12 protein-coding genes are annotated in these 14,520 nt (G+C 63.5%); 2 read left to right on the top strand and 10 right to left on the bottom strand.

The genetic code is table 11. The features are described 5' to 3' along the window. Positions 1–56: 56 nt before the first annotated feature. The 3 genes from BANT918_RS03555 to BANT918_RS03545 all read right to left on the bottom strand — a co-directional run bounded on the left by BANT918_RS03555 (position 57) and on the right by BANT918_RS03545 (position 5,281). Complete coding sequence (locus BANT918_RS03555; RefSeq protein WP_101618978.1) at positions 57–1,451, bottom strand: NAD-dependent succinate-semialdehyde dehydrogenase; 1,395 nt, start codon at positions 1,449–1,451, stop codon at positions 57–59. A gap of 347 nt (positions 1,452–1,798) precedes the next feature. After that, positions 1,799–4,216: a transketolase-like TK C-terminal-containing protein gene (locus BANT918_RS03550; RefSeq protein ID WP_101618977.1), complete on the bottom strand. Its 2,418-nt coding sequence runs from the start codon at positions 4,214–4,216 to the stop codon at positions 1,799–1,801. 48 nt (positions 4,217–4,264) lie between these two features. Continuing rightward, on the bottom strand, positions 4,265–5,281 hold the full coding sequence (locus BANT918_RS03545) for a 1-aminocyclopropane-1-carboxylate deaminase (protein ID WP_101618976.1): 1,017 nt from the start codon (positions 5,279–5,281) through the stop codon (positions 4,265–4,267). Positions 5,282–5,534: 253 nt separating this feature from the next. On the opposite strand from BANT918_RS03545, the gene BANT918_RS03540 reads away from it, so the two are divergent. Then, positions 5,535–6,188 (top strand): GntR family transcriptional regulator, encoded by a 654-nt coding sequence (locus tag BANT918_RS03540; protein WP_101618975.1) that lies wholly within the window; start codon positions 5,535–5,537, stop codon positions 6,186–6,188. 250 nt (positions 6,189–6,438) lie between these two features. Here the strand turns inward: BANT918_RS03540 and BANT918_RS17150 are convergent, their stop codons facing one another. From BANT918_RS17150 to BANT918_RS03505, 6 genes are all read right to left on the bottom strand, one after another. After that, on the bottom strand, positions 6,439–7,269 hold the full coding sequence (locus BANT918_RS17150; RefSeq protein WP_145996926.1) for a hypothetical protein: 831 nt from the start codon (positions 7,267–7,269) through the stop codon (positions 6,439–6,441). Further along, entirely contained in the window at positions 7,266–7,928 is a 663-nt protein-coding gene (locus tag BANT918_RS17510; protein ID WP_208617994.1) for a DUF6114 domain-containing protein, read from the bottom strand. Before BANT918_RS17510 ends, BANT918_RS17150 begins: the two co-directional genes overlap by 4 nt. Continuing rightward, entirely contained in the window at positions 7,928–8,542 is a 615-nt protein-coding gene (locus tag BANT918_RS03520; protein WP_101618972.1) for a DUF6230 family protein, read from the bottom strand. The genes BANT918_RS17510 and BANT918_RS03520 overlap by 1 nt, the downstream gene beginning before the upstream one ends. Positions 8,543–8,860: 318 nt before the next feature. Next, positions 8,861–10,591, bottom strand: coding sequence for an alanine/glycine:cation symporter family protein (locus tag BANT918_RS03515; RefSeq protein WP_101618971.1), 1,731 nt, complete (start codon positions 10,589–10,591; stop codon positions 8,861–8,863). Positions 10,592–10,696: 105 nt separating this feature from the next. Then, entirely contained in the window at positions 10,697–11,440 is a 744-nt protein-coding gene (locus BANT918_RS03510; RefSeq protein ID WP_101618970.1) for a type 1 glutamine amidotransferase, read from the bottom strand. Positions 11,441–11,594: 154 nt separating this feature from the next. After that, positions 11,595–12,044 carry a DUF2871 domain-containing protein gene (locus tag BANT918_RS03505; protein ID WP_101618969.1) on the bottom strand — a complete coding sequence of 150 codons (450 nt, stop codon included), beginning with the start codon at positions 12,042–12,044 and terminating at the stop codon, positions 11,595–11,597. A gap of 145 nt (positions 12,045–12,189) precedes the next feature. Here BANT918_RS03505 and BANT918_RS03500 point away from each other — a divergent pair, with 145 nt between their 5' ends. Continuing rightward, positions 12,190–12,675 carry a hypothetical protein gene (locus BANT918_RS03500; protein ID WP_101618968.1) on the top strand — a complete coding sequence of 162 codons (486 nt, stop codon included), beginning with the start codon at positions 12,190–12,192 and terminating at the stop codon, positions 12,673–12,675. A 67-nt stretch (positions 12,676–12,742) separates the two neighbouring features. Here BANT918_RS03500 and BANT918_RS03495 read toward each other — a convergent pair whose 3' ends face one another. After that, a complete protein-coding gene (locus tag BANT918_RS03495; RefSeq protein WP_101618967.1) occupies positions 12,743–14,173 on the bottom strand; it encodes an 8-oxoguanine deaminase in 1,431 nt (476 codons plus the stop codon). Positions 14,174–14,520 lie beyond the last annotated feature (347 nt).

Raw genomic sequence — 14,520 nt, 5'->3', positions numbered from 1 at the left:
AGCTAGACGCCCGCGTTTCGGCGCCCTGCTGGGCCTGCCCAGTCAGCGAAGCAGTGTCAGTCAGCGACGTAGTACATGCGCTTGTTGACGAACTCATCCATGCCGTAGGGACCCAGCTCGCGGCCGAAGCCCGAACGCTTGGTTCCGCCGAATGGAATCTCCGCACCCTCGCCACCGGGGGTGTTGACGTTCGACATGCCCACGTCGAGGCGCTGAGCGAGCTTCGCAGCACGCTCTTCGTCCTTCGAGAACACAGCACCGCCGAGGCCGAAGCGCGTGTCATTGGCCAGCTTGAGCGCTTCGTCGTCGCTGCTCACCTTATAGACGGTGGCCACAGGCCCGAAGAGTTCTTCACGGTAGGCGTCCATGTCCGAGGTGATCCCGGTCAGCACGGCCGGCGAGACGTAGGCGGAGCCGTCGGTGGCGAGCTCGCCGCCGACGAGGTTCGCGCCCTGCTCGACCGCACGGTCGAGCTGCTTGCGCAGGTTCTCCGCGGCACCGCGCGAGGACAGCGGTGAGTACTTGCCGTCACCAGCCTCGGCGGGGGTGCCCTTGGTCCAGTCCTGGGCGCGCTTGGTCAGTCCGGATACGAAGTCCTCGTAGATGTCGTCCATGACGATCATGCGCTTGTTCGCGTTGCAGACCTGGCCGGTGTTGTAGAGGCGGGTGCCCCACGCGGTGTCGACGGCCTCTTCCATGTTGTCCGTGTCGAGGACGATGTAGGGGTCGGAGCCGCCGAGTTCGAGGACTGCCTTCTTCAGGTTCTTGCCCGCGGTGGCGGCCACGGCTGAACCGGCGCGCTCGGAGCCCGTCAGCGATACGCCTTCGACCCGGTCATCAGCGATGATGGTCTCAATCTGCTCATGCGTGGCGTAGACATTGTTGTACACGCCGTCGGGGATGCCTGCGTCCTTCATGATGTCGGCAATCACAGCCGATGACCGGGGGCAGATCTCGGCATGCTTGAGGATGATCGTGTTGCCGAGCACGAGGTTGGGCGCAGCGAAGCGTGCGACCTGGTAGTACGGGAAGTTCCAGGGCATGATGCCCAGAAGCGCTCCGACTGGACGACGCTGGATGAACGCCTTGCCACCGGACATCGACTCAATGGGCTCATCGGCCGCGAACTTGGGTCCGTTGTCGGCGTAGTAGTTGAAGATGGCCTCACAGAACTCGGCCTCTTCGATGCCTTCGGCGACGGGCTTGCCCATCTCTTCGGCGATGATCTTCGCGAGTTCTTCCTTGCGCTCACCGAACTTTGCGGCGACCTTGTTCACGATCGCGGCGCGGTCCTCGACCGTCTTCTCGCGCCAGCTCAGGAAGCCCTTGCGAGCCGCGTCGAGGGTCTCCTCGATCTGCGCGTCAGTGGCGTTGTCGAACTTCTCGACGACCTCGCCCGTGGCCGGGTTCTCGACACGGTAGCCGCCTGCAGCACTGCCTACATTGCTCATTCCAGACTCCTTTGACTAGTGGCGCCCCGATGGCGCCGGTAAGGCGTTTGCATACCCGATCACCGTTGGAATCAACGGATTGCGTATGCTCACGTCTCACGCTATCAACACGTGACGCGCGCAACAAGTGGCGAAACCTGGGGGAATCATCAGTCTCGAATACCTCCCGGCGACCCCGGCTGATCAATACGAATTTCGCATCACTTTCCACCGAATCCGCATGGCTGAGTCGATGAGGTCACGGTTTCGGCAATCGGCTAGTCCGTCCCAGCCACGTACGCGGGCCCGCCCGCTCGGCCCCAGTCGCGCGCAGCCACCGCCCAGCCTCAATCACCACGCAGCCGCAATCACCGCCCCACGAGATCAAGCGCGCTCGATGCGATCGAGCCCGCATCGATCCCGTGGATCTCGTATGCCTCACTCACCGAGGAGGCCTGACCGAATTCGGTCACACCGAGGTTACGGGTGCGGTCCCCGCGCACACCGGCGAGGAACGCCAGAGTGTGCGGATGACCGTCAAGGACGGTCACGAGCGGGGCCGGGTGAGCGCTCGGAAAGAGCTCATCGGCGATCGCCGAACGCGACGTCGAGTTCACGCGGGAGCGCTCTTGGACGGCGCGGAAGATCTTCGACGGCGAGCTCAGGCACACGATGCCCGCCCGCACCCCCAGCGATTCGAGCCTGGAGGCGGCCTCGATCACTTCGGTCATGATCGCCCCGGCACCTACCAGCGTCACCTGGTCCTGGCTGGCCGGGTGTGCACTGAGACGGTAGCCGCCGGCGATGACCTGTTCCCGTCTGCGCTGACGCAGCAGGGAATCACTGGGCACAGCGGCCAGGTCCTGGCTCACCGGTCGTGTCGTGAGCCGGAAGTAGGCTGAGTCTCCGTCAGGATCGGCCATCTCCCGCAGCGCTTCAAGCAGTGTCCACTCGAGGTCCTGGGCGAACGCAGGCTCCCAGCTCGTCAGTCCCGGGATCTCCAAGGTGACCGAGGGAGTGTTGAAGGACTGGTGTGCCCCGCCCTCCGGCGCCAGACTGACGCCCGAGGGTGTGCCGACCATGATCGACCGCCCACCGGCATAGAGGCTGAAGGTCCACGGCTCGAGCGCCCGGTTGATGAACGGATCGTAGATCGTGGCGATCGGCAGCAGCGGCTGACCCCACCGGGACCCGGTCAATCCCAGCTCACCGGCCAAGGACACGAGGTTGATCTCGGCGATGCCCATCTCGATGTGCTGCCCACCCGATCCTTCCTCCCACTTGAGGACCCGCTCCCGATCGTCGGAGAACCAGTCCTCGCGGCCGGCCGGGGACCAGATTCCTGTTTTGTTGATCCACCCGCCGAGGTTGGTCGACGTCGCGACGTCCGGACTCACGGTCACGACCCGGTGGGCCACCTCGGGAGCGACGTGCTTGAGATCGGAGAGGAACCGGCCCAGGGCCGCCTGCGTGGAGATGATCGACTTCGGAGTGAAACCCAACTCGACCGGCACCTCGGCGACGGTGTGCGTTTTGTGGTCCACCCGACGCAGGCGATCGGCGGTCTCGGTGCACAGGCGGCCGGCCGCTGAGTCGGACGCGAACGTCTTCCAAGGATCGTCGAGCTCCATGCCCGAGGCCGCCGCGAGCTCACGCATCTGGGCTTCGGTGAGCTGTGCGGCATGGTTGCCCGGGTGACCCTCCGTGGCCAAACCCTTCCCCTTGATCGTGTAGGCGAAGATCACGGAGGGTCGACCATCGTCGATGTGCTCGAAGGTGTCGACGAGCTGGCCCAGATCGTGCCCGCCGAGGTCGCGGATGAGGGACGCGAGGGAATCGGCGTCGAAGCCATCGATCACGCGCCGCAGCGCCGCGGCATCGGTCTCACCCAAGCCGGCGAGCAGTCGCTCGTGGACCTCGGTGGGGTGGGCGCGCAGGAGTCGCTGGTACTCGGGATTGGGCATCGACACGAGGCGGTCCTTGAGCGCCTGCCCGCCCGGGGCGGCGAACACGGCTTCGAGCCTGCGCCCCCAGGGGCAGGTCAGCACCTGCCAGCCGGCGGCGTCGAACATGCCCTGCAGGCGCCTGACCTGCACGTCCGGGATGACGCGGTCAAGGGACTGGCGGTTGAGGTCGACGATCCACACGAGTTCCCCGAGGGAACGCACCTCGGGGTCGATGATGGCCTCCCACACCGCACCCTCGTCCATCTCCGCGTCCCCCAGCAGGGAGTAGAAGCGGCCAGCGATCGGAGTATCGGGGAACCGGTCCGAGGCATAGCGGTGGGACAGCGCCGCCCAGATCGGCGCGGTGGCCCCGATGCCCACGGATCCGGTCGAGAAGTCGACGGTGTCCGGGTCCTTCGTCCGCGAGGGGTAGGGCTGCAGACCGCCGTGAGAGCGCAGTGTGTCGAGATGACCCACGTCGAGATCGCCGAGGAGGTAGTTGATCGCATGCAGCACCGGTGAGGCGTGGGGCTTGACCGAGACACGGTCGATCGAGCGCATCTGCGAAAACCACAGTGCGGTCATGATGCCCGTCATCGAGGCCGAGGAAGACTGGTGCCCACCGACCTTGACCCCATCGCTGTTGGCCCGACCCCGGTTGGCCCGGTCGATGATCGAGGTGGCCAGCCACAGAACTCGCTGCGCGATCTCATCGAGGACCGTGTCCTCGCCCGAAGCCGAGGCTCGCAGTGGCCTGTCATTCGCGTCCGGCGGGCTGACCTGGAGTGACGTCTCGAACTGGTGGAGCTCGTCAGTCTGGTCCGTGGCTGGCCTGTGCATCGTCGTTGATCCTTTGGTTGCAGTGTGGAGTGAGTGGAGGCGTCTCGCTCAGAAGATCGAGCTGTAGGCGTTGAGCGCCAACTGACCGCCGAGGTGCGCGTAGAGAACAGTGGAATCCTTCGCCACCGTACCCTGACCGACCAGGTCGAGAAGACCAGCCATCGACTTGCCCTCGTAAACGGGGTCGAGGATGACGCCTTCGAGCTCGGCGGTGGTGCGGATCGCATTCACGGTCGACTCGTCGGGAATGCCGTAGGCGGGGCCTTCCCAGCCGGGGCGGATGTCAACGTCTGCTTCGGTGATCTCGCGACCGAGGCCGATGAGCTCACCCGCATTGTTTGCGATCCGTTTGACCTGGTCCCGGGTCTTGTCCAGGGTCGCGGAGGCGTCGATGCCGATGACCTGGCGCTTGGGGCCTCCAGCAGCTTCCAGGGCCGCGAACCCTGCGATCATTCCCGCGTGGGTCGAACCGGTGACCGTGCACACGAGGATGGTGTCGAAGAAGACGCCGAGTTCCTTCTCCTGCTCCGCCACCTCGTAGGCCCAGTTGACGAAGCCGAGTGCACCGAACTTGTGCTCGGAGGCACCCGCCGGGATCGGGTATGGCTTTCCGCCTGCGGCTTCAACCTCGGCGATGGCGTTCTCCCAGCTGGAGCGGATGCCGATGTCGAATCCCGCCGAGTCGAGGTGCACGTCAGCGCCCATGATGCGGGAGAGTTCGATGTTGCCGACCTTGTCGTTGACCGGATCATCCCAGTCCACCCAGCGCTCCTGCACGAGGCGCGACTTCAGTCCGAGGTGAGCCGCGACGGCTGCGACCTGCCGTGTGTGATTCGACTGGTATCCGCCGATGGAGACGAGCGTGTCCGCTCCGGAGGCGAGGATGTCCGGGACGATGTATTCGAGCTTGCGGGTCTTGTTGCCGCCGAATGCGAGCCCGGAGTTCACGTCCTCACGCTTGGCCCAGACCTGAGCCCCGCCGAGGTGGTCGCTGAGTCGCTTCAGTTCGTGGACCGGACTAGGTCCGAAGGTCAGGGGGTAGCGTTCGAAATCTGTGATGGCCATGATGTCCTCTTCTTCGGGTGATGCAGGCTGTTGTGCGGCGGTTGCTGGGCTGCGAATGCTTGGCTGCGAATGCTGGGTCGCGTATGCCAGACGTCGCAGTCTTTCGTCCTTGACGTGATCAGCGGTCCAGTTTCGCTCAGATCCATTCGTTGCAATATCCAATATATTGCATTCCGGTCAGGACTACAATAGGTCGAGGGTCAGGTCCCGCATGCCAGGATCACCCAGAAGCCAGGTTCGAAAGAGGTCGAAAGTGCCGATTCCCACGAATGCGCCGGTTCCACAGCGGAGCCTGCTGCGTGACGATGTCTATCGCTCGATTCGCGATGCCATCGTCCGCGGCCAGCTGGCGCCCGGAGAGCAGCTGCGCGACCAGGAGTTGGGCGCCTGGCTGCAGGTCTCCCGCACTCCCGTCCGCGAAGCGCTCCAGCGACTGGCACAGGCTGGATTGGTTGTCGCCGAGCCGGGACGGATGACCCGCGTGGCCCCGGAGAACCCGGATGCGGTCGTCAACGCCCGCCAGATCGCCGCCCAGCTGCACGCCTTGGCAATGAGCCTCGCCTTCCCCAGGCTGAATGAGGACGATGTCGCCGAAATGGAAGCCGCCAATGATCGGCTGGCAACGGCACTGAGTGGTTCCGACATCGATGCAGCCATCGCCGCCGATGACGCGTTTCACGAAGTCGCCCTGTCACGCAGCGGCAATCCACTCATCCCTGATCATCTTGAGGTCGTCACCGCGACACTGCGCCGCACGGAATACCTGCACTTCGATTCCGTCAAGGGATCGGCCTCACCTGAACAGCACGTTGAGATCATCACCGCGGTGCGCACCGGGGACTTCGACCGCGCGGTGGAGCTGACCCGCAAGAACTGGTCCACCCTCGCCGGCCACGGCACCGACTGACCGCCACCTCTCGATTCGCCTGCACGCCACCTCTCGATTCGTCCGCACACCGCCGCAGCACAGGTCCCGTCCATCGTGCTGGGTTCATGAGCGCCCAAGGGGTCTCGCTCGGCACGATCAGACTAACTCCCCGGGCTTCGACGCAGACGAGGCCCTCCGTCTCCCAACACCTTGAGGCGTCGGGAGACGAAGGGCCTGCTGATAGGCAGCGAGTTCGAACGCTGCGCCCGGCGGGTGAGGGCTCGACGCGTCAGGGTTCGACGATCGCCTGGTCGGTGTTCGAGTATTCGATCGAGTCAGCGGTGGAGCCGACCAGCCCCATCGTCACCCGGAGCAGTCCGGGCTTGACATCATCTAGAAGCGGCGGTGTGTCGGTGCCGATCGTCAACGAGGAACCGTCCTTTGTCGTGGCGGTGATCGAACCGAGGTAGACATCGACGTTTCCCTTCAGCGTCATAGTGTCGGCCTTGGTCACCAGCCCACCGCCCTCGGGCTGCTCGGGCGGGCTGACCGTGAGCGAGAATCCGGAGATCGTGATCGAGTCCGCCGAGATCTTCAGTGTGCGGGTCGTCCCCCCGTCAGTCGTGGGAACATCGACGATCGCGAGTCCGCTGAGTCCCTTGAACGACAGCGACTCCGACCCCATCGCCGCAGGAGTCTTCGTGAAGATCGGTGCGTCGTCGTCTTTCGTCGCCTCGACAGGCTCGGTCGGCTCTTCAGTCGGTTCCTTGGTCGGAATTCCAGATTCGGTGGGTTCCGGCGTCGCGGGATCTGTCGGCTCATCTGACGGCGACGAGGGCTCGTCCGACGGCGACGAGGGCTCATCCGACGGCGACGGCGATTCGCTTGGACCCGGGGCGACTGGATCGCTCGGTGTCTTGATCGGCACACCCGGTGTGATCGGCGCCGAGGGCTTCGCGCCTGTTTCTGGACCAGACGAATTCGGACTCTCACACCCGGTCTTCGGGGTGCACAGCGGTGCGGAGGCTGCCGTTGCCGAGGCCGTCGCACCTAAGGTCGAAGCGACGGCCAGAGCAAGTGCCGCCAGAGCCGATGCCGTGCGGCGATTGGGTGCAGTCATGAATCCCTCTCTGCGCTGACGGATTCCTGGTTTCCCTTCCGTTCGGCCGCCGACGCCTCAGCGCCCAGTTCCTTCGCGTGGAATTTCTTCGGCCCCTTGGCCTTCTTGGTCTTCTTGGACTTGGGCCCGCGCGGCCCCATCCAGGCGACCACGAGCACCGCTCCGATGCTGGACAGCAGCATGCCGATGATGAACCCACCAAGATTCACCCCGATCAGCGAGTAGACGCCGAGGACGAGCGCAATGATCCCGTAGAACACGTGGTGCGTGGGCCGGAAGATCGCGGAGGCTCCCAGCAGCACCAGCACGATCGGAATGACTGTGGCTTGGAGTCCCTCGATACCGAACTGAATCTGCAGATTTCCCGTATCGAGCTGACTGGAGAAGAAGAGTTCGATTCCGCCGAGTACGACCAGCAATCCGCTGATGAAGGGCCTCTGCCGACACCAATGACGGAAGCCGGAATGCTCCTGTGCGCCATCTGGACCCGAGCCGTCGTTCCCCTGCTCGGAGTTGTCCGTGCCAGGCGCTTCCCGCTCGGCAGCCGTTTCGCGCTCAGCAGCACGACGACTGCGCCGGGACAAGGCGAGCAGACTGGCTTGCTGCTCGTCGGTCTGGTGCTCGTCGGTCTGCTGCTCGCTGGCAGATGCTTCTTTCATCAGAAGCACGTCTCGGTTCCGTCAGTGAGCTCCAGCGACATGTCCTTGAGGGTGAACACCGAAGCCGTGGTGCTCCACGAGTCCTGCTCCAGGTTCTTGATCGAAATCGTGTCGGCGTCCTGAGCGAAGTCACCCTTGGACCCCTTGGCCTTGGTGTTGACATCGGATGCGTCGACGCCGATCCGAATGTTTTTGAACTCGGCGTCGCCCCTGAGTCCCGTCATCCCGATCTGCAGATCTTTCGCAGATGCTGGCTCCTCGCCGCCGCCCGCCTTGATGAGGACGCCCACCTTGCCCATCGGTGTCTTCGTGACAGCCGACTGGCAGAGATTCTCCAGCGTGGCATCCTTGATGTTGGCAGTCACGACCGAGTGCTCAACGCCCTCGGCATCCTTCGCGGTACCGCTGTACTGAGAGAACCCGGTTCCTTCGAGCTGCGAGGACGTGATCTGGAACTGAGTTCCCGACACAGCGAATGAGACCGGCACGGCGCCCTGAGCAACTCCGCCCAGCAGAGCGGCGGAGACGATGCCGGCAGGAATTCCGACAAGGGCGATTCGTCCTGTGTGCGAGGAGCCGAGCTTGCGGATATGACGAAACTTCGGGAACTTCATTGATCCTCCTATCGACGCCGACTGCTGTGTCGAAGCCGCTATTGTGACGTAAGTTACTAGCAGGTGTTACTGCCGCGTATATCTGTCACGAAGATCGAGTCAACACTTCGAAGCGACTTTTTTCAACGCCGCAGGAGACCAAGAGAGCTTGCTGCTCAGAAGAATTCCCAACAACCCCTTCACACCGAAGCGCAGGCAACCGAAGTGGCAAGGCCCGCTGTGGGACCGCTCAAATTCACCAGTCAGGCACTGCAGCAATTTGACTCTGCAGTCAGTCCCACTGCAGTCAGTCCCACTGCAGGTCAGTCCCACTGCAGGTCACTCGCCTCTCTTCGCGCGCTCCATCTTCTTGGTTCGGAGGGAATCCCGCACCTCACGCAGCTTGTCTCGTTTGCGCCGGCGACCCGCCTCGGCGTCTCTGATCTGCTCGGCAGTCGGCTCATGATCGCCCATGCCGACCTGCAGCTCCGTGGGAGTGATCTCCCGCATCACACCGGCATCGATCCTCTTCCGCAGACGCAGGATCTCCAGTCGCAGGATCCTCGACAGGAAGTAGAGTCCCAGCAGGTTGGGGAAGGCCATGAGGAAGAAGATCGCGTCGGAGAACGCGATGACCGACTCCAGCGACATGGAAGCGCCGACGATGACGGCCAGGATCCAGAAGATCTGATACGCCCTGTCTGCCTTCTTCGAGTTCCCCGTCAGATATCCCAGGGCCTGCTGGCCGTAGTACCCGTAGGCGAGGATCGTCGAGAACGCGAAGAGCACGACGCAGATCGTCAGCAGGATCGGGAACCATCCGGCCACCGTCGCGAACGCCTCGGAGGTCAGTCCGATTCCATCTTCCGAACTCGAACCGTAGAGTCCTGTGGTGATGATCGCCAAGGCGGTCAGGGTGCAGATGATGACGGAGTCGATGAGCGGCTCCCACATCGCCACAAAGCCCTCGGTCGCCGGCTTCGTCGTCTTCGACGCGGCGTGGGCCATACCGGCCGAACCGACTCCGGCGGCGCTGGAGAACAGCGCACGCTGAATGCCGACGATCGCGACGCCGATGATGCCGCCGGTGAGACCATCAGGAGTGAAGGCACCGGTGAACATGAGCGCGAAGGCATGCGGGATCTCACCGACATTCAGGACGAGGATCACGATGACGCTGAGGAAGTAGAGGATCGCCATCATCGGAGTCAGCCTCGACGTCCACTGGCCGATCTTCTTGATCCCGCCGAGGATGACCAGAGCCGTCAGCGCCGCGATGACAACGCCGATGAGCCACAGTTTGCCGTCGAGGAAACTGGATTCGCCACCGGTGGCCTTGACGAGGATAGCCGCAGCCTGGTTGGCCTGGAACAGGTTGCCCGCACCGATGACACCGATCACGGTGGTCGCGGCATAGAAGACTGCGAGGAACTTACCGAGCTTGGGACGGCCGATCTCTGCCAGACCGTCACGCAGGTAGTACATGGGCCCGCCGGAGACGGTCCCATCGGCGTGGACTTTGCGGTATTTCACGCCGAGGGTGGCTTCGGCCATCTTCACCGTCATCGCGAAGAAGCCGAAGATGATGATCCAGAGTGCGGCACCGGGTCCGCCGACGGTGATGGCGACGGCGACACCGGCAATGTTGCCCAGCCCCACTGTGCCGGAGAGTTCGGTGGCCAGCGCCTGGAAGCTCGAGACCTGACCGGGGTCGGTCTTGCGGGTGAAGCGTCCGCGGATAATGCCGACTGAGTACTTCAACCCCCTGATCGGCTGAAATCGCAGGTAGATGGTGAGGAAGACCGCGGCTGCCATGAGCCAGACGACGATGAGGGGGATCCCCACCCCGCCGATGGGCAGCTCGTAGAAGACAACGTTGCTGAACGCTTCGGCAATCGGGCCGAAGAACGATTCGATCGCCTGGTCGACACCGCCGGCGGCCGTGATGTCCGCCGTTGCCGAAATGTTCGCGGCAGGTGAGGAGAGGGTCAGCCGATCGGCACTGATCGGGGTGGAATCCAGGACTGCGATGTCGTGGATCTGGGCTGAATTTTCAATTATGGGATTCATTCTCACGGGCGCTTGATAGCGATTCGTCCGGAGGATCGGTCCGGCACCGGCGCCTGACAACAACCTAGCAACTGCAGAGGTGCTTGTCAGCCGATATTCAGGTTTCTAATCGGCTCTCTGACGTTCCAGCAGATAATGGACGAAGCTGTGGGCGAGTGCTCGATTGATCCGGATCAGCTGAGCATCCGCCTCGGCGACTTCAGCCTTGATCGACTCAGTGGTCTTGCCGGCAGGCAGCTGGAGCGGGTCCGATTCCAGCCACTGTTCGATCTCGGCCTCGTCCGTTTCAGGGTGGAACTGGGTGCCCCATGCGAATTCGCCGACACGGTAGCCCTGGACCGGGGCATCGGACCCGGTCAGCAGGAGTTCGCCACCGTCGGGCAGCTCCATCTCCTCCTGGTGGAAGAGGACCGCCGGGATCGCCTCGCCCACGAGTGACGAGAAGTCTGCCAGCGCTGCGAACACCGGATCGGCCTCCCCCGCCGAGGTGGTGTGCAGATCGTAGATCCCGATCTGTGGGCGATCCCGGCGGACGATCTTCGCCGAGGTGGCCGCGGCCAGCAGCTCCCCACCGAGGCAGATGTTGAAGCTGGGGAACTCCCCCGCCACCGATCGCTGCAGCAGGTTCCTGACCTGGGGCAGCCACGGGTTGTCCGCATCGTCGAATGGTCCGGCCGAACCGCCGAGGACGAGCAGAGCCGCGTAGTCGTCGAGCTCGTTGGGAATCTCGTCGCCGAGGTAGGGCCGCAGGACGACCGTCTCGGCGCCGGCCTCGGTCAGCCAGTTGCCGAATCTCTCCAGGCCCGCACCGGCTTCGTGCTCGATGACAAGAATTCTCAGTTCACTCATGTCAACGATTCTCGCCCACTCCGGTGCACGCTGCGCAATTCGAGTACTCACCGCGTTTGCCCGACGCGCACGAATCGGGGCCCATACTCGACGATGACGTCGTTGCGTACGGGCCCCGGCACCACCTCGGCGGCGGTGATCTGTGTGGCGATGGTCAGTCTGTGACCGACCGAGCCGAGGGCTCGGCTACGGCCTTGCCGGCGACGATCGCCTTCCGCAGTGACAGGAAGAGCAGAACCATGCCGACCGACAGCGCGATGTGGCCGAGTCCGGCGATGCCGGCGATCATGGCGCTGGACTCCTGGCCGAGGACGGTCAGCATTCCGTGCCAGACCATCATGCCGGCGGTGAGGACGATGCCCACGTTGTAGGTCCAGAAGAACCAGGAGAAGAGCTTCGTGCCGGAGAGGGCGAAGACCTTGTCGAGGACGAGGACGAGGAGGAGGACGATGAAGCCGAGCGTCAGCAGGTGGGTGTGGACGACACCCAGCTGGGTGAAGTCTCCCTCTGGGAAGTCGTTGGCCTTGGTGAACTCCCGGTAGAACAGACCCGCGAGGACGCCGATGATCATGTATGCGAATGCCGCGTTGAATATCTTCTTCATGCTTACACTTCATCAAGTTTCGGCCCTCAGATCCTGACCCAGAGGATTGAACTCTGTTCCCAACTTTTGGTTGATGTTTGCTCTCACATGATCAAATACCCCGATTTCTCGGGTTCTCGGCGTACTCGGAAGCTAGCCTGAAGTCATGGCCTTCGAGGATCTGTTCGCAAAGATCGACCGCATCGCGGGTGGCAGCAAGGCGGGGCTCCTCGTCCCCGCCGAGGGACTTACTCACCCGAAGACGAAACGCGCTTTCGCGTGGATCACGTGGCTGCTCATCGTCGAACTGATCCTCGGGTTCGGCGCCGTCGTCGTCGCGATCGTCATCGCACAGGCGGGCCAACCCGTGCCGTTCGCTGTCTGGATGCGCACCGTCGTCGTCCTCGGCATGACCGCGACGCTGTTCTACTTCTTCTGGCGCTCGACGAAGGGTTACTACTGGGGCTACCAGCGGCTGCGCCTCTTCGCCCAGATCTTTCCCGTGATCACTCTCGTCATCGCCGCAATTCCCGGCCTCTACCCGATCTGGATGATCACCGAGCAGATCATCTTCAGCCTCATCATGATCGGCGTCGGCGACTTCCTCACCAGCGACCACATGCGCGAGGTGTTCCAGAAACCCGAGAACTGAGGATGGGCTGAGGTCGAGTGCAGCTGAGGTCGAGTGCAGCTGGGGCTGAGTGCAGCTGGGGCTGGGCTCAGCCGGCCACGAGCTTGCGGGCCTCCTCCTGATGGTCCGCGATGAGAGCTTCCTTGTCCAGGGGCAGATTGTCGGAGCCGATGGCATTGCCGTCGAGCACGCGCCATTGACCGGCGACCATGACCCGATCGGCCTTTTCGGCTCCGCAGAGGACGAGTGCAGGAATCGGATCGTGTGAACCGGAGAAGGCGAGGCCGTCGAGGCGGAACATCGCCAGATCCGCCTGCTTGCCGACCTCAATACCTCCGATGTCATCGCGGCCCAGTGCCGCCGCGGAACCGCGGGTGGCCCAGTCGAGGACACGAGCGCAGGTGACGTCTTCCGATCCGTAGCGCAGACGCTGGATGTAGAGGGCTTGACGAACTTCGCGGATGAGGTTCGAGGCATCGTTCGACGCCGAACCGTCGACGCCGAGCCCCACATTGACCCCCGCGTCCTCGAGTTCAACGGCCCGAGCGATGCCCGAGGCCAATCGCATGTTCGAGGTCGGGCAGTGTGCCACGGAGGCACCAGCCTCGCCGAGGCGGGTGATCTCCTCATCGTCGAAGTGCACACCGTGGGCCAACCAGGATCGATCAGTCAGCCAGCCCACCGACTCGAGGTAGTCGACGGTGCGCAGCCCGAACCGTTCCCGACAGAACTCCTCCTCGTCGAGGGTCTCCGCAAGGTGTGTGTGGAGTCGAACATCGAGCTCCTCGGCGAGGATCGCGCTCTCGCGCATGAGTTCGGTGGTCACGGAGAAGGGTGAGCACGGGGCGAAGCCGATCTGGACCTGCGCCCCGGCGCCTCGTTCGTGATAGGCCTCCACGAGCCGACGGGAATCGGCAAGGATCACGTCAGCATCCTGCACAGTCTGCTGCGGCGGCAGTCCGCCGTCCCTTTCTCCCAGGGACATGGATCCGCGGGTGAGCATGGCGCGCAGGCCGAGCTTTCTGGTCACTTCGACCTGGATGTCGATCGCATCGTCCATGCCGGTCGGGAACAGGTAGTGGTGATCGGCTGCTGTCGTGCACCCGGATTCCAGCAGTTCGGCCATGGCCACAGTCGTGGCCAATTCGAGGGCCTTCGGTGTCAGTCGGGCCCACACGGGGTAGAGATTGGTCAGCCACCCGAACAGGGGCAGGTCGGCCACGGGAGCCCAGGCCCGAGTCAGGGTCTGGTAGAAGTGATGGTGGGTGTTGATGAGCCCCGGAGTGATGACGTGCGCACTCGCATCGACCACCTCGGCGACGGACTGCGCTCCTCCGGAGGGCTCACCACCTGTGGGAACTAGTTCGACGATCGTCCCGGACTGCTTGTCCACGACGATTCCACCCGCGGCCTGAGTCGGATCGATGTCACGCCCGAGGTGGACGGCCATGGGATTGCGCAGCCACATCGTGGAGCCGGATGGGTTGCTGATTGCTGGGGGTTCGATTCCTGTGGTCATATCTGCCGCCTTTCAGTGCTGAACCAGTCGAATCATCAGTTCAACCGTTGTGCGGCGACACGACTGGGGCGAATCGCCGCCAGCTCAGGTTTCTCGGCGTCTGCTGCTCCGCCGTCCGGTGTGGGTGTACGGGTCGCGGCCCACGAGTGACTCCTGCACTCATGGCGATACCGAGCCATACCGCTTACTTCTCAGGTGACGCACCCTAGGTGGTACTCATTTGTCCCCCGAGGCATCCACCGGCAAGACTGAACTCTAACATGTGTGAGAGATCACGAAATGAAGTTGCCATCGTTTAATCTTTCGCCTAGCATTTTGCGATAAGGAAATATACTTTCGCATCCTGG

The sequence above is a fragment of the Brevibacterium antiquum CNRZ 918 genome, assembly GCF_900169145.1.
Taxonomy (GTDB): Bacteria; Actinomycetota; Actinomycetes; order Actinomycetales; family Brevibacteriaceae; genus Brevibacterium; species Brevibacterium koreense.
Note: the sequence above shows the minus strand (reverse complement) of the source record. Positions and strands in the feature narration are given on the sequence as shown.

What these genes read in the sequence shown, in the direction of transcription:
- BANT918_RS03520 (WP_101618972.1), bottom strand. Translation starts at nt 8,542, where the DNA reads ATGAAGTTCCCGAAGTTTCGTCATATCCGCAAGCTCGGCTCCTCGCAC.
- BANT918_RS03515 (WP_101618971.1), bottom strand. Translation starts at nt 10,591, where the DNA reads ATGAATCCCATAATTGAAAATTCAGCCCAGATCCACGACATCGCAGTC.
- BANT918_RS03550 (WP_101618977.1), bottom strand. Translation starts at nt 4,216, where the DNA reads ATGCACAGGCCAGCCACGGACCAGACTGACGAGCTCCACCAGTTCGAG.
- BANT918_RS03495 (WP_101618967.1), bottom strand. Translation starts at nt 14,173, where the DNA reads ATGACCACAGGAATCGAACCCCCAGCAATCAGCAACCCATCCGGCTCC.
- BANT918_RS03505 (WP_101618969.1), bottom strand. Translation starts at nt 12,044, where the DNA reads ATGAAGAAGATATTCAACGCGGCATTCGCATACATGATCATCGGCGTC.
- BANT918_RS17510 (WP_208617994.1), bottom strand. Translation starts at nt 7,928, where the DNA reads ATGAAAGAAGCATCTGCCAGCGAGCAGCAGACCGACGAGCACCAGACC.
- BANT918_RS17150 (WP_145996926.1), bottom strand. Translation starts at nt 7,269, where the DNA reads ATGACTGCACCCAATCGCCGCACGGCATCGGCTCTGGCGGCACTTGCT.
- BANT918_RS03555 (WP_101618978.1), bottom strand. Translation starts at nt 1,451, where the DNA reads ATGAGCAATGTAGGCAGTGCTGCAGGCGGCTACCGTGTCGAGAACCCG.
- BANT918_RS03500 (WP_101618968.1), top strand. Translation starts at nt 12,190, where the DNA reads ATGGCCTTCGAGGATCTGTTCGCAAAGATCGACCGCATCGCGGGTGGC.
- BANT918_RS03545 (WP_101618976.1), bottom strand. Translation starts at nt 5,281, where the DNA reads ATGGCCATCACAGATTTCGAACGCTACCCCCTGACCTTCGGACCTAGT.
- BANT918_RS03510 (WP_101618970.1), bottom strand. Translation starts at nt 11,440, where the DNA reads ATGAGTGAACTGAGAATTCTTGTCATCGAGCACGAAGCCGGTGCGGGC.